Here is a 22,439-nt window from a genome sequence, read left to right on the forward strand (position 1 = left end):
AAAGGGGTTGAGATAAAGATGGAAAAGATAAAAGTAGTTCATTATGTAAACCAATTCTTCGCAGGAATTGGAGGAGAAGAAAAAGCTGATACGAAACCACATATAGCTGAAAAATTACCTCCAATAAGTTTACAATTAAACAAGTTATTAGGGGATGAAATAGAAGTAGTTGGAACTGTAGTTTGCGGAGACAGTTATTTCGGAGAAAACATGGATGCTGCTAGCCAAGAAGTATTAGGAATGGTTAAAAGCTTCGAACCACAATTATTTATAGCTGGACCAGCGTTCAATGCAGGAAGATACGGGGTTGCTGCAGGAACAATAACTAAATTCGTAAAAGATGAATTAAATATACCAGCTTTAACAGGAATGTACATTGAAAATCCAGGAGCAGATATGTTCAAAAAAGATTTATATATAGTATCAACATCTGACTCTGCTGCTGGTATGAGAAAGGCTCTTCCAAAAATAGCTACATTAGCTAAGAAGTTAGCTAATGGAGAAGAAATAGGATCTCCAGCTGAAGAAGGTTATATAGAAAGAGGAGTAAGAGTTAACTACTTCGCTAAAGAAAGAGGTTCTAAGAGAGCTGTAGACATGTTATTAAAGAAAATAAAAGGTGAAGATTTCGTAACTGAATATCCAATGCCAAACTTTGATAGAGTTGATCCACAACCAGCTATAAAAGATTTATCTAAGGCTAAAATAGCTCTAGTTACTTCTGGGGGTATAGTTCCTAAAGGAAACCCAGATAGAATCGAATCTTCTTCTGCATCTAAATACGGTGAATATTCTATAGCAGGAGTTAACGATTTAACTGAAGAAACTTACGAAACTGCTCATGGTGGATTCGACCCAGTTTATTGTAACTTAGACTCAGATAGAGTTTTACCAGTAGATGTTTTAAGAGACTTAGAAAAAGAAGGAGCTATAGGTTCTTTACATGAGTTCTTCTACTCAACTACAGGTAACGGAACTGCTGTTGCAAGTTCTAAGAAGTTTGCTGCTGAATACGCTCAAAAGTTAATAGCTGCAGGCGTTGACGCTGTAATACTAACATCTACTTGAGGTACTTGTACTCGTTGCGGTGCAACGATGGTAAAAGAGATAGAAAGAGCTGGTCTTCCAGTTGTTCATATCTGTACAGTAGTACCTATATCTTTAACTGTTGGAGCTAATAGAATAGTTCCAGCTATAGCTATACCTCATCCTCTTGGAAATCCTAAGTTAGATCCAGCTGAGGAAAAAGCTTTAAGAAGAAAATTAGTTGAAAAATGCTTAGTTGCATTAGCTACTGAAGTTGATGGTCAAACAGTATTTGAAAAAGATATAACTTTAAAGGATATAATGGCTAACGCTTAATTATGGCTTAGGAGTTTTATAATTGACTTGGGAGCGAGTAAGTCACAGACTTCACGTTAGAATCCTGCGGCTTGCTATATATATTGAGAAAACATTTAAATAAAAATTAAATAGGTGGGTTAACTTTACCCACCTATTTTTTATAAAGTCATCCAGTCTTTTATCATAATAGAATTCAAGTAAAAATAATAACATATATACATTGGGGGTAAATATTATGACATTTCCAGTTTTAAAAGGTGCTAGTTATATTTTAGTTCACACACCAGATATGATAGTTAAAAATGGTACTACTTGTGCTGTTGAGAGAGAAACACATCCAGAATCAGAATTTTTAAAAGAAGTTACTAATCATATAAGAAGTTATGAAGAAGTAGTAAATTATATACCAAACCAAGTTTACATAGGAAACAACAGACCAGAAGAATTAAGAGAAATAGCTCTTCCATGGTGCGAATACAAAATGGAAGGAAAAAGAGATGGTAAGCGTGGAGAAATAATGCCACAAGATGAATTTTTAGCAATGATGCAAATATGCGATGCTTTTGATTTAGTTAAATTAAAAGAAGATTTTGTTAATGATATAAGACCTAACTTTGAAAAGAACTACCCAGAGCTAGCTCCATTCTTTGGAAAGCTTAAAGGTGATAATATAGATGATGCAAATGAATTAATAGATTCACACCATGCTGAAGGATTATACCATAATGATCAATTAGTTGGATATGTTAAGAGAGCTCATGATGTTGACGTTAACTTAAACGCACATACAATGTTTGAAAACTTAGTTGTAAAAGCTTCAGGAGTTGTTGCTGCAGTACAATTAATAAGAAAAGAAAATGTTAATCCATTAGATATAGATTATGTAATAGAATGTTCAGAAGAAGCTTGTGGAGATATGAACCAAAGAGGTGGAGGAAACTTCGCTAAGTCTATAGCTGAAATGGCTGGACTTCAAAATGCTTCAGGATCAGACACAAGAGGTTTCTGTGCTGGGCCTACTCATGCTTTAATAAATGCTGCTGCACTTGTTAAATCAGGAGTATATAAAAATGTTATGGTAGTTGCAGGTGGAGCTAGTGCTAAACTTGGAATGAATGCTAAAGACCATGTTAAAAAAGGCCTTCCAGTATTAGAAGACGTTGTTGGAGGATTCGCTGTTTTAGTTTCTGAAAACGATGGAGTTAACCCAATAATAAGAACTGATTTAACAGGAAAACACAGTGTTGGAACTGGATCTTCTCCACAAGCTGTTATGACTGCATTAATAACTAGTGGACTTGATAGAGCTAACTTAAAAATAACTGATGTTGATGTTTACTCAGTTGAAATGCAAAACCCAGATATAACTAAGCCTGCTGGAGCTGGGGATGTTCCAGAAGCTAACTATAAAATGATAGGTGCTCTTGCTGTTAAGCGTGGAGACTTAGAAAAGAAAGAATTAAAGAACTTTGTAAGCGAAAAAGGTATACCAGGTTGGGCTCCAACTCAAGGACATATACCTTCAGGAGTTCCATATATAGGATTTGGTATAGATGATTTAACTTCTGGAGATAAAAACAGAGCTATGGTAGTTGGTAAGGGAAGTTTATTCTTAGGAAGAATGACTAACTTATTCGATGGAGTTTCTTTCATAGTTGAGAGAAATCAAGGTGTAGAGGAAGAAGCAGCTGCAGTTTCTAAAGAAGAAATCAAGAAAATTATAGCACAATCTATGAAAAAATTAGCTCAAGATATGTTAATAGAAGAGTAGGAATAGAAGACGTATAGAATTTTATAAAAATTCATTTTGAGGGGAGATCTGGTTATGCCTAAAAAGATTATAGCCGAAACTTTTTTAGATATAGCAAATGCTATTGAAAGCGGCGAATTTGGTAAAAAAGTTAGAATTGGTTTGACTACATTAGGTAGTGAGCATGGAACTGAAAATTTAGTTAAAGGTGCTCACCTAGCTAAGTCAAATTTATTTGATATAGTTTTAATAGGGCCTAAAGTTGAAACTGAACTTGAGGTTGTTGAAGTTAATGAAGAAAGCGAAATGCATTCTAAAATGGAAGAATTATTAGACTCAGGTTACATAGATGCTTGTGTAACTATGCATTACAACTTCCCTATAGGAGTTTCTACAGTTGGTAGAGTTATAACTCCAGGTAGAGGAAAAGAAATGATACTTGCTACTACTACAGGAACAAGTGCTACAAACAGAATAGAAGCTATGGTTAGAAATGCTGTTTATGGTATATCTACAGCTAAGTCTATAGGAATCAAAAAACCTACTGTTGGTATATTAAATGTCGACGGTGCTAGACAAGTAGAAAAAGCTTTAAAAGATTTACAAGCAAATGGATACGATATATCTTTTGCTGAATCAGTTAGAGCAGATGGTGGTTGCGTAATGAGAGGAAATGACTTATTATGTGGGGCTCCAGATGTTATGGTTACTGATACTTTAAGTGGAAATATATTTATGAAAGTATTCTCTTCGTTTACTACTGGTGGAGATTATGAAGCACAAGGATTTGGATATGGTCCTGGTGTAGGTGAAGACTATGATAGAAAGATATTAATATTATCTAGAGCATCTGGTTCTCCAGTTGTTGCAAATGCATTAAGATACGCTTATGACGTTGTTAAAGGTGATGTTACTAAGGTATCAAAAGATGAATTTAAAAATGTTAAAAATGCTAAATATGACGATATTATAGCTGCTTTAACTAAGAAAGAAGTTAAGAAAGATAATGATGAGGAAGTAGCTATGCCGGCAAAAGAAGTTGTTACTCATCAAATATCTGGTATAGATATAATGGATTTAGAAGATGCGGTTAAAGTTTTATGGAAAAATGGAATTTATGCAGAAAGTGGTATGGGATGTACGGGGCCTATAGTTCTTGTTGCTGATGGAAAAGGAGAAGCGTGTGTTAAGATGCTTCTAGATGCAGGTTATACTGCTAAATAATTAAAAAACGAATCCTTGCCATGGAAGTAGTTTGAAGACTGAGTTATTAGTGGGTGTAGGATTTGTGGTATGTTTTGCTCCATACAAGCTGGGAAGATGCTTGTAAATGTCGCTGCAACATACACACAAATCCTACACTTAACTGACAACTCAGTCTTTTTTTTGAGAAAATGATATTTAAATGCCTCTGCAACATACACACAAATCTCTCGCCTAACTGATAACCTAGTCTTTTTTTTTGTATTTTTTCAAAATTATAATAAATTAAAATGAATATTAGCTTATCAATTTATGTAAAATAAATAGTGAAAATGTCGTAATAATGAGTAAATTAATTTTTGAAAAAAATAATATTTAATATATTGATTAAAGTAATTAAAAAATAAGATAAAACAAATAAAATGTAAAAAAATGGAAAACGATTGAGGGTGCTTTAGGGAATATTTTTCAGTATAATAAAAAAGAAGAATAAATTAATAAGGGATATAATAGGTTTAAATATAGAGGCTATGAAATATGTTTTGTATATGGGCACTTGAAACATATGGAGCTAATAGTGCAACCGGCTATTTAAAGATATAAGTATAAAATTACTTTTATCATTTAAATAGCCTTTTTTATGCTAAAAATGTTGTATTTACTAAGAATTTGTGGAAAATCTATAAAATTTAGTTATATCAATATTATATGTTTTGAGCATAAAAAAGCTTTTTGAGCAACGGACGAAGTCGTTGGCGACATGAGTGAAGCGAATTTTTATGCTAAAAATGTAGATAAACTATGAAATAAATCGAAGATAATTTTTATTATGAAAAATTAAGGAGAGTTAAATGAGTAGAAAAAGAATTAAAGTTGGAGCAATATCTATACTTTTATTAATATGTATCGTCACCGTTCAAAAGATATCATATGCAAGTTTGACATCCAAAGATAAAGTAACCAATACATTAAATTTGGGGGATATAAATATAGAAGTAAGTGAAACGTTTACACCGCCTAAAAATTGGAATGGAGATGAATATAGCAAAGCAGTAAAAATAAAAAATAATAGTACATCACCAGCACTTATAAGAGTATGTATAATTCCTAGGTGGGTGGATGAAAAAGGAAATGCATGGCCAGGAGATACTAACTTAGTAACATTAAACTATGAAACTAATAATATAACAGCAAATCAAAACACAACAGAAGATGATAAATGGATCTATGGCAACGACAATTATTATTACTATAACACTATAGTTTTAAATGACGAAGAAACAACTCAAATTTTAAAATCAGTAAGCGCAAACATTCCGGAAGAATTACAAGAAAGATATAAAAATAAGACTTTGATAGTAGATGTAAAAGCAGAGGCTGTACAGGCTACGAAAGATGCATATAAAAGAACTTGGAACAATATTGAAAATCAAGGAATACATAAAATACTAGAAAATTTATGTACTAGGTAAAATAATTTCAGGGAGAATATACTATGGAAAATAAAACAATGTTAAAAAAATTAGGAAATATACTTTTTTATGTAGTTCTAATATCTTTATTATCCATATCATTTATTATGGTAAAGTCTGTAAAAGAGGGAAAACAGCCAACTATAATGGGACATAAATTTTTTACAGTCATGACAGGAAGTATGCAACCTTCAATAATGGTTGGAGATTTAGTAATAGCTAAAGAATTACAACCTGAACAAATAAATGTAGGGGATGTAATAACATTTAAAAGTCAAAATTCAGGAAACATAACAACACATAGAGTAAAAGAAATCATAAAAGATGGAGCAGGAATAAAATACATAACACAAGGTGATGCAAATAATGTGCAGGATCAAAATCCAGTAGAATCAAACGCAGTTATAGGTAAAGTTGTTAAATGTATACCGAGGGTTGGAATGGCTATGTCATGGATGAAGTCACACCTATCACTAATTATAGTAGGAATATTTGCAATAACAGCATTAAGTGCTATAGGTAGCAACCTTAGAAAAAAACTAAAATCTATAGATGAAGAAGAAAGACAAAATAAAGAAAGAGAAAAAGCGGATGCATAAAACAACTGTAACAGTAAGTGCTGATTACATAGATTGAGTAAATATTTAATTTTGGAGGGAATAAAATGAATAAGAAAGTTCAAGCGTTAGCAGTATCAGGAGTACTGACAGTAGGTGTAATAGGGGGAACACTTGCATGGTTTACATCTCAAGATAAAGCAACAAATACTTTTAACACAGCATCAAATAGTGATAATAATGGTAGTGGAATAAAAATAATCGAGGAATTTGAAAAACCTGAAAACATGCTTCCGGGTGATAATGTAAATAAAGATGTACAAGTAAAAAATACTACAACATATGATCAATTTATAAGAGTTAAATTCATACCTAAATTTGTAAAAGTAACAAAAGATGGTAGTGGAAATGAAGTTAGAGAAGAAATAGCAGAAGTAAATGGACAAAAATTAGACACTGGTAATATAGAATTAAATGTCGTTAAAAAAAATGTGAATGAAAGTAAAAATAGTGGAACTTGGTTTGCTGGAAGTGATGGATATTATTATTATATGGGAAAAGTAGCTAAAGGTGATTATACTAATACATTACTTGACTCTGTAACATTAGCTAGTGATGCAGGAAATGAGTATAGAGGATTAGGTTTTGACGTAGATGTTCAAGCTGACTCTATTCAAGCATCAAATAATGCATATGGAGATTGGGTTACAGCAGATGGATTAAAAGATACTTTTAGTAACTTACAAAATCAAAGTGCTGTAAGTCCAACAGATTCTGAAGAACCAAATCAAAAAAACTAAGATTATAATTAAAAAATCTAATAAAGGAGTGAGAATGTGAAAAGCTGTCTAAGAAAAATTTTAGTAGTCACTTCACTTCTTTCAATAATAACAACTATAAAGGTGGATGCAGATACATTGGCTCCACCTAATGTTGAATTATTGGGAAATGCGAATGAATTAGTATACATACCTGATGATGATTTATTTCTACAACACCCTAACATGATTCCAGGAGATTATATAAGAAGAACTTTAGAAATTAAAAATAAGCATAAATACCCATACGAACTTTTCTTAAGAGCAGAGAGAGTAAGTCCAAAAGAAGAATATGATCTTTTAGATAAACTAGATTTAAAAATTTCATATAAAGATGAAGTCATATATGATGAAGCAGTTAATGGAGAAGATAAATTAACAAAAGGTATAAGTCTAGGAGTATTTAATCCAGGGCAAGAAGAAAATCTTATTGCGGAAGTCAAATTAGATGGAGCATCTACTGGAAATGAATATAAAAATAAATCTGCTCAGATAGATTGGATATTTACAGCAGTTAGAAGTGAAGATGAAAGTAAAAATAATGATAAAGAAACTTTAGATAAATCAGATAAAGTTGATAACAAAGATAAAACAGATCAATATCCAAATGATTTAGAATCAGATGAGGATGATATGTGGAGCGAATCGCCAAAAACAGGAGAAGATGGGATTTTTATATATGTAATATTAGGGATAACTAGTATTTTACTTTTATTAATTAGTAGAAAAAACAAGAACTCTAAAAAGTAAATATGTTTATGCAAGGAGTGTGGAGGAACATTAAATGAAAAAAAATAGATTAGTATCTTGTGTAATGGTACTAACAATGTTAATTATATCAAGCTTAGGGAATATTGAAGGTAAATCTACTTCATATGCTCAAGAAATAAACAATTTAACTATTAAGGAAGTAGCAAGCGAAAATCCAATACATACACTGGATAATAAACTTTTGTTAGAACAAAGCACTGAAAAAATATCAGATACACAGTTGAAAGTAAATTTAAAAATAAAAGGGAATGAACAAGATGTAAATATTAAAAATACATCTTTTGAGAATAAAATATCTGACAACTTTGAAATAAGTTCAGAGAATATTTCCGTAAACGGAATTAAAGAAAAGGAAAATATAAAAGGTGAAGTAACAAACTCTAAAGATAGTATAAGCGTTAATTTAGGAGATATATCTTCAAAAGAAGTAGATTTATCTTTTGAAGCAAAACTAAAAGATAATGCTCAAAAATGTGAAAATGAATCTTTAAATTTAAAATCAGAGATTAGATATAAATTAGAAAACAGTGAACAAGAAGTATTAGAAAAATTCCCTAATGCTAAAGTTACTTTGGACAAAGAAGTAGAAAAATTAAATCCAGAAGCTATACAAACAGAATATAAATCAGAACCACAAACAGTACAAAATACTGAAAGATGCCAAGGTAATAAAAATTTAGAAATAAATAAAAGCGCTAAATTAAATGAAAATGGAACATATAATATAACCTTAGAAGCAAAAGGGGAAGGATCAATTCAAAATTCTAAAAAAGCTGATATAGTGCTTGTAATAGATTCATCAGGAAGTATGGATGATAAAATAAATAAAGTAAAAACTGCAGCTAAAAATTTAAGCAAAAATATTTTAAACTCAAGTAATAATGATCAAGTTAGAATATCTGTAGCTAATTTTTCATACAACTATGACTTTTTTCAATATTATAAACCGGGAGCAAGTTCTGAAGTTCAAACAAACTTTACAACAAATTTAAACGAAATAAATAGGGCTATTTATAATATAAACCCAGGTGGAGGAACAAATACTCAAGATGGTATATGGAGAGCAAAAAATCTTTTAGAAGGTTCAAGAGATGAAGCTAATAAATATGTAGTGTTTTTTTCAGATGGATTGCCAGTGAACTCTAGAGATTATTGGGGATATACAGGATGGGACATACACGTTAAGAGTGCACAAAGAGAGTACTATAGATACTTTACAGGGTACGGAGCTCCTACACAAGTTACTATTGGAGGAATTGCATATAGGCCAACAGCAGAAACTATATATGTAAACAATAAACCTAGATATAAAGATGCTAAATTTTATAGTGTAGGATTATTTACTAATGCTCCTGAGGAGGAAAAAAGTCAAGCTATAAACTTTTTAAAAACTATTCAAAATGTAATTGATCCGAGTGAATATGAAGGTAAATATTATACTCAAGATTTAAATAGTATAAATGGAATATTTAATGATATAAGTAATGAAATAAAAGAAAATATTAATGCTTCAGTAGCTAAAGAATCTATTATACATGATGTAGTTTCAAAAGAGTTTAATATAGTGGACAAAAGCTGGAAGATAACAGATTTAGATGGAAATGAAATACAGATACCGCCTGAAAATGTTGTTGTATCTGAAAACTCAAAAGGCGAAGATGAAATAACGTTTAAAATAGGTAATATTATTGCAAATAAAAAAGCTGGAAATGGAAAACTTACAGGGGGAGTTAAAGTAAGTTTTGATATTTCAACTAAAGATCCATACTTTGGGGGTGAGAAAATTCCCACAAATGCAAATGCAGAAATTAAATATAAAGATCCTATAAATGGAAGTGATAAGGAACAAGTATTTAATAAGCCTATAGTTGATATACCTTATCAAACGGGAAAGGTAACTATAAAAAAAGAAATCGTAAAGAAAGATAAAAATGGAAACTGGACGGTAGTTAAAGATAGTGATGTAAATCGTAATGATAGGTTCTCTATATCAATAATTGGGAATTCAGGTAGCCAAAATCATAAATATACAGTGGATTTAAACGGAAACATGAAAACCTCTATGCCTTTTTATTTAAGAGGTGAAAAAACTGATATATCTAGTAATAAGGATTTTTCAAAGAACTATTTTACAGAAGGTTTATATGATGTAGAAGAAATTGTACCTATGAATTATGAAAAAGTTCAGGTATGGATAGATGCAGATCCTGCAGATAATAGGACTAAATGGGTTAAATTTGAAGAGTACGTAAATGATAAAAAAAATATTGATGAAAATAAAGCAAGAGATGGGAAGTTATTTATAGGTAAAGATAACAATAATATTAATATAAAAGTAAGTAATACTTTAGTGAATTATATGTTTTGGCAAGATAAAGCATATGTAGAAAATAAACTTAAGTATGATTAGAGACTGGGTTAATGGTGGGCTCGGGATTGAATTTATGTTTTGCTCCATACAAGTTAGGGAGATGCTTGTAAATGTCGCAGCAACATAAAATTCAATCCCTCGCCAAAATATAAGCCAGTCTTTTTGTGTTGGATGAAAAAATGAATGTCGCTGCAACATAAAATTCAATCTCTCGCCCAAGTATAGCTCAGTATTTTTTGTTAAAAATTATATGAATAGGAATATTGCGTTTTGATATATGCTAAAATATTAGATACACATAAAAATAATATAATTATATAGAGGTGAATTATGGAAAATTTAAAAGAGATTAGGTGGAAGCAAAGATTTGAAAATTTTGAAAAGTCATATAAATTATTAAAAAAATATTCTAATCAACCGATAAGGACAGAGCTTGAAAGGGCTGGTATAATACAATTTTTTGAAATGACATTTGAACTTGCATGGAAGGTACTAAAAGATTATCTAGAATCTGAAGGTTATATGGTAAAAAGTCCAAGAGAAACTGTAAAACAAGCTTTTCAGATAGGATTAATAGATAATGGACATATATGGATAGATGCATTATCAAATAGAAATTTAACTACTCATACTTATGATGAAGAGTTAGCAGAGAAAATGACTAAAGAAATATTAATGGCATATTTGCCAGAATTAGACAGTATGTATAAAAAATTATCAAAGGAGATTTAGTATGTTTGGCTTATTAGATAGAGATATGATATATATACATAAAGCTTTAGAGCATTTTGAAGAGATAGAAAAGGCAATAATATTCGGCAGCAGGGCTATGGGTAATTATAAAAAGGGATCTGATGTAGATATAGCTATAATAGGCGAGGATGTAAGTAGTAACACCATTTTAAAATTAGATGACTATTTAAATGAAGTTTATCCATTACCATACTTTTTTGATATTATACAATATAATTCAATAAAAAATGAAAAGTTAATAGAACATATAAATAATGAAGGAAAATTAATATATACAATAAAATAGGGTGATACAAAGACTGGGTTACTTGTAGGCTCGGGATTTGTGTGTATGTTTTGCTCCATAAAAGCTGTGAAGATGCTTGTAAATGTCGCGGCAACATACAGCACAAATCCCTCGCCAAAATATAAGCCAGTCTTTTTGTGTTGGATGAAAAATAAATGTCGCGGCAACATAAAATTCAATCCCTCGCTCCAAGTATAGATCAGTCTTTTTGTGTGAGAAAATAAGATGACAAAGGTAATGAAACTTTATATAATGAGATTACAATAAATAAGCTTAAAGTATATATTAAAATTAATAAAATAAGAATATGAGGTTTTGTAAACAGCAGTAATTATTAAGGATGTGTTTTAATATGATTATAAAGAAACTAAAATCTTTATCGACATTTTGGAAAATGACCCTTATATCATTTATATCTATAGTAGTAATATTTTTAATAACTTATATATCTCAATTTATAGTATTTAGAGTTTGGACTATAAAATATGAAAAAGAAGAAATTCAATCAAGAGCTAATGAACTAGAAATTTTACTTAATAGCAATAGCTCATATGAAGTTCAAAAAGAAATTTTAGAATCTATGAATTTAAATGCTATTATATATAATTCAGATAACAAAGAACTTTTAAATACAATGTATGAAAAACCTAAACATTTTGATTATCAAAAACCAAGTTCATATATTATAGACACATCTTTGAGCGTAAATAACGATAAGGTAAGCTTAATAACTCCTGTGCATGTAGGTGATCAAAAATACTATATGTATTTAGAGCGAGAAAGTGAATTATATGATGATTTCCTGGAAAATACAATCCTTATAATTGTTTTTATGTTGATAATAGGATTAATAATAAGTTTAATAGCAGGAATATATATATCAAGACAGTTTATAAAAAAATTAAACAACTTAAGCAACACTATGAAAGAAGTACAAGAAAAAGGAATAACAAGTAGAGTATATATACAAAATCCAAAAGATGAGTTTGATAAAGTTAATATAATATTTAATGAAATGATGGACTCAGTTGAACACTCATTTGGAGTACAAAGACAATTTGTTCAAGATGCATCACACGAACTTAGAACGCCTCTAACCATATTAAAAGGACATTTAAAGATGTTAGATAGATGGGGAAAAAATGATCCTGAAACACTAAATAAATCGCTTAAAATAAGTTTAGATGAAGTTGATAGATTAACAAAACTTGTAAATGATTTATTAGAACTTGGAAAATTAGACAACAAAACAATAGTTGATGAAGAAATAGAAAAAATAAACTTAGAAGCTTCAATCGATCAAATTATATATGACTTTGAAGTCATAAGAAAAGATGTTGATTTTAAATTTGAGTGTGAAAAAGATGCTTATATTTATATGAACAAGAAACATTTTAAGCAACTTTTCATAATATTTATAGATAATGCTATAAAGTACTGTGAAAAAGATGAAAAGGAAATAAAAATAAAAGTGTACAGAGAAAAAAGAAAAATGTACATATCTATAAAGGATAATGGCATAGGAATAGAAAAAGAAGAAATTCCAAAGATAACAGATAAATTCTATAGAGTTGATAAATCAAGAAAATATAACAATAGCTTTGGAATAGGACTATCTATTGCAGCTCAAATAATTAATTTATACAACTATAAATTGAAAATTAAAAGTGAAGTTGGAATAGGAACAGAGATACTTATAGAATGCAATCAATAAACCAAGGATGGAAAGTAAATCCTTGGTTTTACTTTTTGCTAAAGAAAAATAAGTAGCAACCGATATTTATATGTGCTAATATATGGATATCTAAATTAATAATTAGTATAGGGAGGATTTTATGAGTACTTTCAAAAAAATAGTCATAGGATTAGTTATTTTCATTGTAGCTGTTCCGATGGTGGCTTTTGGATATTTTTATTTTAAGCTAAACTCTATATATGATAGTAGTGCAGCTAAAGATGTAAAAGAAAAGGTTGAAAAAGCTGATGATAAAGATGGTATAACTAATATATTATTAGCTGGGGTTGATGGAAACAATTTAGACAAGGGAAATAGATCTGATTCTATGATGGTTTTAACTATCGATGAAAAAAATAATGATATTAGAATAACTTCTCTTGCACGTGATACTTATGTTCAAATTCCAGGTTATGGAGAAGAAAAATTAACGCATGCTTACGCTTATGGGGGGCCTGCGCTTTTACTTCAAACTATAGATAAAAACTTTGGACTTAAAATTGATAAGTATGCTGTTGTAAGTTTTAGCTCTTTTGAAAAAATTATAGACGCTTTAGGTGGAGTTGAAATAGATGTATTACCTAAAGAGGTAAGTTATATTCCAGGTGTAAATAGTGCTGGTAAACAAACTTTAAATGGAGCAGAAGCTCTAGCATATAGTAGAATAAGATATGCAGATGATGCTTATCAAAGAGATAATAGACAAAGAACTGTTATGCAAGCTGCATATAACAAATTATCAAGCAATCCAGGAGATCTTATGGAAATAGGAAACACTATATTAGGATATACAAAAACTAATATACCTCCAATGGAAATATTTAAATTAGCTAATAAAGTTATAAAAATGAACTTTACAGAATTCCCACAACTTGAATTCCCACTTGAAGGACATAGAGATGGAAAAATAGTAAGTAAAGAAAAAGGATGGGTAATTCTTTGGGATAAAGAATACAATAACGAACAACTTAAAAAATTCATATTTGATTATAAAAATTACACTCAACAATAAGTGAGGTAAAAAAAGCTATCTATTTAGAGTAGGTATCGATAGAAAGCCTTTGAGTTTTGCTCCCAAAGCGGAAAGAACGCTTTAAAGGTCGCTAAAACTTAAAGGCTTTCTATTCTATACTCTAAATTAGATAGCTTTTTTATATTGTAAGAGGAATAGGGGATTTTAATTTTGGCGAAACGTGTAAAAAAATTGAAAAATTTAGCTAAAAGGTGTAAAGTTTTAAAATAAGGGGTCGATACATAAATCGTATGGGGAAAAACACACTAAGAGGAGGGCCAAATGGAAGAAACGATAGACTTAAGGGAATATTTCCAAATAATTAAAAAACGAGCGTGGATAATCGCACTAATAACTGTAATAGCAATGATAATAAGCGGACTTATAAGTTTCTTTGTATTAAAACCAGAATATCAAGCAAGTACGACTTTAATAGTTAATGCAGAACAAAGTGCTGCAACTAATAACATGATAACAGGAGATCAGTTAAATGTTACTCAAAAGTTAACGTTAACATATGGTGAGATAATAAAATCAAAATCAGTACTAAATTCAGTAATAAATAAATTAGATTTAAACATGACTTATGATGAGTTACTTAATAGTTTAAAAGTAGAGCCAGTTAAGGATACTCAAATATTATCTATAAGTGTGACGAATACAAGTCCAAGCAAGGCTATGAAAATAGCTAATGCTATACCTACAATATTTTCTAAAGAAGCAAAAAGAATAACAAATGCAAACAGTGTTGAAGTAATAGATAAGGCGAGAGTACCTGAAAAACCAGTAAAACCTAATAAGGTTATGAACGTAGCAATAGCTGGAGTTTTAGGGTTTATGATAGGGCTATTCATAGTATTCTTATTAGAATTTATGGATAGAAAAATGAAAACAGCTCAAGATATCGAAAAATATCTAAACTTACCTACGCTAGGAGTAGTACCTAACGAAAATATAGAAAAGAAAGGTAGAAAAAAGCATGCTAAAAAAACTAATAACTAAAAGAAATCCAAAATCACCAATATCAGAAGCATACAGAACTATAAGGACTAATATAGAATATTCAAATATAGATAAAGAAATAAAATCAATACTAGTAACAAGTTCTCAGCAAAATGAAGGTAAAAGTACAGTAATAGCTAATTTAGCAGTAAGCTTTGCTGCTATGGAAGGTAAAAGAATACTAGTGGTTGAGGGAGACTTAAGAAACCCAACAGTACACAGAATGTTTAACATAAGCAACACTCATGGAATCACAGATATTTTAACTGGACAAAAATCATTTGATGAATGTGTTAACAAAACAGAAGTAGATGGTTTAGAAGTATTAACTTGCGGTAAAATACCTCCAAACCCAGCAGAGATGTTAGCATCAAAAAAAATGAAAATCTTCTTAGAGTCTTTAAAAGATTACTATGATTATGTATTTATAGATGCACCACCAATAGGAATAATAACTGATGCAGGAATACTATCTACATATACAGACGGAAGTATATTAGTAGTTGCATCAAAAGAAGTAGATATAGAAATGGCACAAATAGCAAAAGAAAGATTAGATAAAGTAGGTGCTAACATACTAGGCGTTGTACTTAACAAGTTTGAAGACACTAATGGATCTTACGGATACTATAACTATTACTATGGAGCATAAAACTTTTAAAAAGTTACCTATTTTTCAAGGTAACTTTTTTTGTTCGACAGATTTAGGCAAAAAAATAAATAAGTAAATGTTATATTATATCAGAGAGTGAATATTAGGAGGAAATAATGATGAAGTATAAAAGAAATGAAAAACTTGTTATAGCTATAGCTTGTTCTTTAACTGCAGTTGTAGTAGTAGGATTTACACTCATGGGAGGATCTTTTAAATCAAAAGAAGAACATTACGTATCTAGAGTATCTAGCTCTAAATCAGAAATAAACATATCTAAAAATGATTATGAAATTATAAAACAAGAAGAAAAAGATGGAATAAACACATTTGTAGTTTTAGAAAAAAAGGCCTTTAATAAAGAGGAAATGGGACAACTTTCAAAAAATATAATAAAGGATATGAATAAAAACTTTAATATTTATATATTCGACGATAAAGAAAAAGCACAAGATTTCAACTACGAAGCAGATAAAACTCAAACTCTTATAAAAGCAGTAGATCAACAACAAGTAGAAATTCAAACATATCACACAATAAAAGAAGAACCTAAAAGTGTACCACAATATTATGCAGTAGAATCTATAAAAGATGTAGATGGGAAAACTCAAATATCATTAAGTCTTGAAAGTATAAAACAACCTGAAAAAGCATTAAGCCAAATGAAGTTTTTAGGAGAAACAATAAAGGATTTAAATAAAGATAAAAAAATAGAAAACTTAGAAATAAAAGCATTTAGCAAAGATAGCCAAGCTCCAAATTGGGAATATACATCAGAAAATAAAAGCTTAGTTATACAAAATGAATTAGTAGAAATATAAAAGTAGAAAGGAGTATACTATGAAAAATAAAAAAATATTAGCTCTAACAACGGTGATAGCATTATCTACAACAACACTTGCGTTTGCAAATGAAATAAAAATAGTTGAAAAAAATGGACAAGATTATGTACCTTTTAAAACATTAGTAAAAAAACTAGGCGGGGAAGTAAAAGAATCTAAAGAAGAATTAAAAGTAAATGTAAACTCAAAAGAAGTAATAATTCAAAATAAATCATCTTTTGCAAAAGTAGATGAAAATTACTATCCATTAGAAGAAAAAGAAATAAACGGATACAAAATTCCAATAGATACAAAACCAATATACGAAAATAAAGAGGTATATGTATCTCCAGAGTTTTTAAAAAGTGCTAATTTATTAAATTTTGATATAGAAGATGGGAAACTAATAATAAATAACAAAGTTGAAAAAGAAACTGTTTCAGAAGTAAAGGAAGAACCTAAAAAAGAAATACCTCAAAATAGTTCTGAAGTAAAAAAAGAAGAACCTAAAAAAGAAACTCAAGAAAAGCCTCAAACTACAACAAAGCCTAGCAAGCCAAGTAAACCAAGCAATAATAATAGTAATTCGAATAATAACACTACTAGTAAACCAGATAACAACAATAATTCAAGTAACAACTCAAACAATAGCAGTAACAATAACAATAACAATTCGAATAATAATAATACTGATTCAAATAATGGATCTAGCGGAGATAACAATAGTAGCACTGAAGGTAATAACGGAAGCAATACAAATGGAGGAAATGATAGTACTGATAACTCACAAAATAATGATTCTCAAACTAGTACGGAAGACAAAATGTAATTTTTTACTTTCACTAATATTTTGATGTGACTATACTTCATAAGTTATCAACAAATATGAATTAATCATAAATTATTTAAGCTTAAAAAAAGAAATGTTGAAAAAACGCTAAAGAATATTCTGAAAAAGTCGATATATGTAAAATAAAGAGAGCCTTTGTAGAAACTATATACAAATATGGATTAAAATGCTAATATATAGCACGTAAAATAGATCAAAATAGGCAGAAAAACGAAGAAAACAAGCAGAAAAACGAAGAAAACAAGCAGAAAAACAAGAAAATGGAGGGAAAAATGGAAGAGACTATCGACTTAAAAGAGTATTTTCAGATTATCAAAAAAAGAGCATGGATAATAGTTTTAATAACATCAGTAGCAGTAATAGTAAGCGGAATCATAAGTTTTTTTGTACTAAGTCCAGTGTATGAATCAAATACAACAATTTTGGTAAATAGCGATAAAGCACCTGGAACAGATGTCATAACAACTGACCAGATAAACGTTTCTGAAAAGCTAGCAGTAACTTATGGAGAAATAATAAAGTCAAAGGCTGTATTAGATGAAGTAACAAAATCACTAGGTATAAAAGGTGGTTACGAAGAAATAGCCGATAAAATAAACGTCTCGTCAGTTAATGACACTCAAATAATTTCAGTATCAGTACAAGATACAAATCCTCAAAGAGCGTCTGATATAGCAAACGCTATACCAAAAGCATTTACTAAGGAAGTTAAGCGAATAACAAAAGCTAACAGTGTAAAGGTGATAGACAAAGGAATTGTACCAAAAACACCTATAAAACCAAATAAAGCAATGAATGTGGCAATAGCTGCAGTACTAGGAATAATGATATCTTTATTTGTTATATTCTTACTTGAGTATCTAGATAATAAAATAAAAGTACCTCAAGATATAGAAAAACACTTAGGATTGCCACTACTAGGAGTAGTACCTCATGAAAATAAAGGTAAGAAAGGTGGTAAATAAGATGATAAATATAACAACATTTAATGATCCTAAATCACCAATAGCGGAAAGCTATAGAAGTATTAGAACTAATATACAGTTTTCCAAACTTGACAATGAAATGAAAACGATAGTAATAACAAGCTCTAAACAAGATGAGGGAAAAACAACAGTTTCATCTAATTTAGCTGTTAGTTTTGCTTCTTTAGAAGGAAAAAAAGTTTTATTAATAGATGCAGATCTTAGAAATCCAAGTGTTCACAAAATGTTTACTAAACCTAATGCACTAGGCTTAACTGATGTGTTAGCAGGAAAAAAAGAGTTAAAACAATGTGTTCAAAACACGGAATTAGAAAATCTTCAAATTTTAACAGCAGGGACGATACCTCCAAATCCAGGGGAAATGTTAGAATCTAAAAAAATGAGAGAGTTTATAGATGTACTAAGAGATTATTACGATTATATATTTATAGATACACCACCAATAGGGATTATTATGGATGCAGGGGTTTTAGCTAACTATGCAGATGGAACAATTTTGGTAGTTGGAGCTAAAGATGTAGAAACAGAAAGAGCAAAAATATCAAAAGAAAGACTAGAAAAAGTTAAAGCTAATGTAATTGGTGCCGTACTTAATAAGTATATAGAAAAAAATGGTTCGTATGGGTACTATAGCTATTATTATGAACAAAGTGATTCAAGCAGAGTTTCTAAAAAGAAAAAGAAGAAACACTAAAATTCGCTTCGCTCATGTCGCCAACGACTTTGTCCGTTGCGTAAAAAATTTATGCACTAAAATCGGCGAAAATTTTAGTGCACCAAACAAGTTTAACATTATGAAAATTTGAAAAATTATTGCTTAGGGGTTATGGTAGCACCCTTATAAATATATATTACGGATGCTACCTAAGAAACTTTATATTAAAATTTAAAAAATTTATATTAAAAAGGGGGATTAGTTTTATGGAGACTGAAATCGCAGCCCCAGAAAAAGAAAGTGTATTAGAAAATTTATTAGGTAAGTACAGAATGAGACAACTAATTTTAGTTGGAACAGATATAGCATGTATGGTGTTATCATTTATAGTTTCTACTTGGATAATATACTCACAATACGAACTAGAGCATATAGCTATGGGAGCAATCTCAATTTATATATTTGTAAGTATAGTAACTTTATCATTGTGTAGATGTTACCACAGCTTATGGAGATATGCAGGAGAAGAAGAACTAATTGCAATAGTATTTGCGTGTACATTATCAGTAATAACAACTTATTTAATACACCTATTTATGGGAATACAATTTTCAATAACTTTTTACATTTTAAACACGATATTAACTATCTCATTAACAGGAGGAACAAGACTTCTTTATAGAACGGGCAGAAGAGTTTTAATAAGAAGTGGTTTGAAAGAAAAATCTTCAAATGTACTTATTGTAGGAGCAGGAAGTGCAGGCGAGATGGTAATCCAAGAACTTAAAAATAATCCTCAACTTTTAAAAAAACCTATAGGAATATTAGATGATGACGTAAGTAAAAAAGGTAGAAGAATACATAATATACCTATTTTAGGAAATATAAAAGATGTACATGACCTAGTAGAAAAATATGATATTGATGAAATCATAATAGCAATCGCTAAAATAAGTAAACATGAAAAAAAACATATTATAGAAATTTGCAAACAGACAAAATGTAAATTAAGAACAATACCTGGTGTATACGAAATTATTGATGGAAAAGTAGATATAAAAAAAATCAGGGATGTTCAAATTGAGGACTTATTAGGAAGAGAACCAATAAAGGTAAATTTAGCTGAAATGAGTGAATATCTACAAAATAAAGTAGTTTTAGTAACAGGTGGCGGAGGAAGTATTGGAAGTGAGCTATGTAGACAAGTAGCAAGTTTTAATCCAAAACAACTTATAATACTTGATAACTACGAAAATAACGCATACGCAATTCAACAAGAGTTAATAAGAAAATACGGTAGCAGTTTAAATCTTAAAACTATAATAGCATCAATTAGAGAAGAAAAGCGTATGGATGAAATATTTAATAAGTATAGACCTGATGCAGTATTCCATGCAGCAGCTCATAAGCATGTTCCGCTTATGGAAAAAAGTCCAAGTGAGGCTATAAAAAATAACATATTTGGAACTAGAAATGTAGCAACACTTGCAGATAAATACAAAGTTAAAAGATTTGTACTTATATCTACAGACAAAGCTGTTAATCCAACTAATATAATGGGTGCAACTAAAAGAGCAGCAGAAATGATAATACAAACTATGAATGAAAAAAGTGAAACAGAGTTTGTAGCAGTTAGATTCGGAAATGTACTTGGAAGTAACGGAAGTGTTATTCCATTATTTAAAAAGCAAATTGAAGAAGGTGGACCAGTAACTATAACTCACCCAGATATTATACGATATTTTATGACAATACCAGAAGCCGTTCAACTTGTTATACAAGCAGGAGCTATGGCTAAAGGTGGAGAGATATTTGTTCTTGATATGGGAGATCCAGTTAAGATAGTTGATTTAGCAGATAATTTAATTAGACTTAGCGGATTTGAACCAAATGTAGATATAAAGATTAAGTTTACTGGGCTTAGACCAGGAGAAAAGTTATACGAAGAGTTACTTATGTCAGAGGAAGGATTAACTAACACTGATCATAAGAAGATATTTATTGGTAAACCGATAGATTTTGATTCAGAAAGATGCAAGATGCATTTAGAGATTTTAAAGTCTATAGTTGATAAAGAAGAAGTAGAGCTAATTGATAGTGTTATGAGAGAATTAGTTACTACTTATATAAGACCTGAAGAAGCAAATGATAAATCACTTAAGGGGGCATAAAATATGAATATTCCATTTTCACCACCAGATATAACGGATGTTGAAATAAATAATGTTGTAGAAGTATTAAAATCAGGATGGATTACAACAGGTCCAAAGACTAAGGAATTTGAAAGAAAGATAGCGGATTACTGCACAACAAATAGAGCTATATGTTTAAACTCTGCCACTGCAGGAATGGAAATGACATTAAGAGTTTTAGGAATAGGACCAGGAGATGAAGTTATAACAAGTGCCTATACATATACTGCATCGGCAAGTGTTATACATCATGTTGGTGCAAAGATAGTTTTAGTTGATACAGCAGAAGGTTCATACCAAATGAATTATAAAAAATTAAGTGAAGCTATAACAGAAAAAACAAAGGCTGTTATATGTGTTGATTTAGCAGGAGTACCTTGTGATTACGATAAGATTTTTGAAGTTGCTAATAGCAAAAAAGACTTATTTAAATCAAATAATGAAATACAAAAGTCCATAGGAAGAGTAGCTGTAATAGCTGATGGAGCACACTCATTTGGTGCAATTTACAAAGGTAAAATGAGTGGAAGTATAGCTGATTTTACAAGCTTTTCTTTCCACGCTGTTAAAAATCTTACTACAGCAGAAGGTGGAGCTGTTACTTGGAAGAGCATAGATGGAATTGATGATGAAGAAATATACAAAAAATATAATTGTTTATCACTTCATGGACAAACAAAAGATGCATTAGCTAAGACTAAAATCGGATCTTGGGAGTATGACATAATAGAACCTGCATACAAATGCAATATGACAGATATAATGGCAGCGATAGGATTAGGTCAATTAAGCAGGTATGAAGAATTACTTAATTACAGAAAAGCAATTATAAATAAATATGATGAACTATTAAATGAAATTGATGGAGTGGAAGTACTTAAACATTTCGATGATGATTATAAATCTAGTGGTCATTTATATTTAATTAGATTAACAGGAAAAGATGAAGTATTTAGGAATGAAGTCATAGTGAAAATGGCTGAGGCAGGAATTGCAACTAATGTTCATTACAAGCCACTTCCATTATTAACAGCATATAAAAACTTAGGATTTAACATAGAAAACTATTCTAATGCATTTAGTATGTATAAAAATGAAATAACATTGCCACTTAATAGTGTCTTAACTCTAGAACAAGTTGAGTATATAGTAAATACACTAGACAAAATATTGGAGTAATAAAAAAGAAAAAGATTTTATGGAGGATTT

General features: G+C 30.0%; 20 protein-coding genes and 1 riboswitch. All 20 genes read left to right on the forward strand.

Annotation, left to right across the window (positions count from 1 at the left end):
• Window positions 1-18 precede the first annotated feature (18 nt).
• The 20 genes from grdB (at window position 19) to VN21_RS07055 (ending at window position 22,409) form a co-directional block, all read left to right on the forward strand.
• Window positions 19-1,362, forward strand: coding sequence for a glycine reductase complex selenoprotein B (gene grdB, locus VN21_RS06955; protein WP_084821979.1), 1,344 nt, complete (start codon window positions 19-21; stop codon window positions 1,360-1,362).
• 217 nt (window positions 1,363-1,579) lie between these two features.
• Window positions 1,580-3,115: a glycine/sarcosine/betaine reductase complex component C subunit beta gene (gene grdC, locus VN21_RS06965; protein WP_046822618.1), complete on the forward strand. Its 1,536-nt coding sequence runs from the start codon at window positions 1,580-1,582 to the stop codon at window positions 3,113-3,115.
• 54 nt (window positions 3,116-3,169) lie between these two features.
• Window positions 3,170-4,318: a glycine/sarcosine/betaine reductase complex component C subunit alpha gene (grdD, locus tag VN21_RS06970; RefSeq protein ID WP_046822619.1), complete on the forward strand. Its 1,149-nt coding sequence runs from the start codon at window positions 3,170-3,172 to the stop codon at window positions 4,316-4,318.
• 493 nt (window positions 4,319-4,811) lie between these two features.
• Window positions 4,812-4,895: riboswitch (cyclic di-GMP riboswitch) on the forward strand.
• A gap of 253 nt (window positions 4,896-5,148) precedes the next feature.
• On the forward strand, window positions 5,149-5,769 hold the full coding sequence (locus VN21_RS06975; protein WP_046822620.1) for a BsaA family SipW-dependent biofilm matrix protein: 621 nt from the start codon (window positions 5,149-5,151) through the stop codon (window positions 5,767-5,769).
• A gap of 23 nt (window positions 5,770-5,792) precedes the next feature.
• Complete coding sequence (locus VN21_RS06980; RefSeq protein WP_046822621.1) at window positions 5,793-6,368, forward strand: signal peptidase I; 576 nt, start codon at window positions 5,793-5,795, stop codon at window positions 6,366-6,368.
• A 65-nt stretch (window positions 6,369-6,433) separates the two neighbouring features.
• Window positions 6,434-7,126 carry a BsaA family SipW-dependent biofilm matrix protein gene (locus VN21_RS06985; protein ID WP_052951998.1) on the forward strand — a complete coding sequence of 231 codons (693 nt, stop codon included), beginning with the start codon at window positions 6,434-6,436 and terminating at the stop codon, window positions 7,124-7,126.
• A 36-nt stretch (window positions 7,127-7,162) separates the two neighbouring features.
• Complete coding sequence (locus tag VN21_RS06990; RefSeq protein WP_046822622.1) at window positions 7,163-7,894, forward strand: LPXTG cell wall anchor domain-containing protein; 732 nt, start codon at window positions 7,163-7,165, stop codon at window positions 7,892-7,894.
• A gap of 34 nt (window positions 7,895-7,928) precedes the next feature.
• Complete coding sequence (locus tag VN21_RS06995; RefSeq protein ID WP_046822623.1) at window positions 7,929-10,325, forward strand: vWA domain-containing protein; 2,397 nt, start codon at window positions 7,929-7,931, stop codon at window positions 10,323-10,325.
• A gap of 291 nt (window positions 10,326-10,616) precedes the next feature.
• The gene (locus VN21_RS07000) at window positions 10,617-11,018 is read left to right on the forward strand and encodes a nucleotidyltransferase substrate binding protein (protein ID WP_046822624.1); all 402 of its coding nucleotides are present in this window, start codon (window positions 10,617-10,619) and stop codon (window positions 11,016-11,018) included.
• Window position 11,019: 1 nt separating this feature from the next.
• Window positions 11,020-11,325: a nucleotidyltransferase family protein gene (locus VN21_RS07005; RefSeq protein WP_046822625.1), complete on the forward strand. Its 306-nt coding sequence runs from the start codon at window positions 11,020-11,022 to the stop codon at window positions 11,323-11,325.
• A gap of 352 nt (window positions 11,326-11,677) precedes the next feature.
• Window positions 11,678-13,039 (forward strand): sensor histidine kinase, encoded by a 1,362-nt coding sequence (locus VN21_RS07010; RefSeq protein ID WP_052951999.1) that lies wholly within the window; start codon window positions 11,678-11,680, stop codon window positions 13,037-13,039.
• A 121-nt stretch (window positions 13,040-13,160) separates the two neighbouring features.
• Window positions 13,161-14,072, forward strand: a complete 912-nt coding sequence (locus tag VN21_RS07015) for an LCP family protein (RefSeq protein ID WP_035115236.1) — start codon at window positions 13,161-13,163, stop codon at window positions 14,070-14,072.
• A gap of 282 nt (window positions 14,073-14,354) precedes the next feature.
• Window positions 14,355-15,074 carry a YveK family protein gene (locus VN21_RS07020; protein WP_046822626.1) on the forward strand — a complete coding sequence of 240 codons (720 nt, stop codon included), beginning with the start codon at window positions 14,355-14,357 and terminating at the stop codon, window positions 15,072-15,074.
• Window positions 15,052-15,726 (forward strand): CpsD/CapB family tyrosine-protein kinase, encoded by a 675-nt coding sequence (locus tag VN21_RS07025; protein WP_046822627.1) that lies wholly within the window; start codon window positions 15,052-15,054, stop codon window positions 15,724-15,726. Before VN21_RS07020 ends, VN21_RS07025 begins: the two co-directional genes overlap by 23 nt.
• A gap of 119 nt (window positions 15,727-15,845) precedes the next feature.
• On the forward strand, window positions 15,846-16,547 hold the full coding sequence (locus VN21_RS07030) for a hypothetical protein (RefSeq protein ID WP_046822628.1): 702 nt from the start codon (window positions 15,846-15,848) through the stop codon (window positions 16,545-16,547).
• Between the two features lie 19 nt (window positions 16,548-16,566).
• Complete coding sequence (locus VN21_RS18385) at window positions 16,567-17,376, forward strand: stalk domain-containing protein (protein ID WP_052952000.1); 810 nt, start codon at window positions 16,567-16,569, stop codon at window positions 17,374-17,376.
• 293 nt (window positions 17,377-17,669) lie between these two features.
• Window positions 17,670-18,362, forward strand: a complete 693-nt coding sequence (locus tag VN21_RS07040; protein WP_046822629.1) for a YveK family protein — start codon at window positions 17,670-17,672, stop codon at window positions 18,360-18,362.
• Between the two features lies 1 nt (window position 18,363).
• A complete protein-coding gene (locus tag VN21_RS07045; RefSeq protein ID WP_052952002.1) occupies window positions 18,364-19,077 on the forward strand; it encodes a CpsD/CapB family tyrosine-protein kinase in 714 nt (237 codons plus the stop codon).
• A gap of 227 nt (window positions 19,078-19,304) precedes the next feature.
• A complete protein-coding gene (locus VN21_RS07050; protein ID WP_046822631.1) occupies window positions 19,305-21,209 on the forward strand; it encodes a polysaccharide biosynthesis protein in 1,905 nt (634 codons plus the stop codon).
• Between the two features lie 3 nt (window positions 21,210-21,212).
• Window positions 21,213-22,409, forward strand: coding sequence for a DegT/DnrJ/EryC1/StrS family aminotransferase (locus VN21_RS07055; RefSeq protein ID WP_046822632.1), 1,197 nt, complete (start codon window positions 21,213-21,215; stop codon window positions 22,407-22,409).
• Window positions 22,410-22,439 lie beyond the last annotated feature (30 nt).

This window comes from Paraclostridium benzoelyticum (assembly GCF_001006285.1).
Taxonomy (GTDB): domain Bacteria; phylum Bacillota; class Clostridia; order Peptostreptococcales; family Peptostreptococcaceae; genus Paraclostridium; species Paraclostridium benzoelyticum.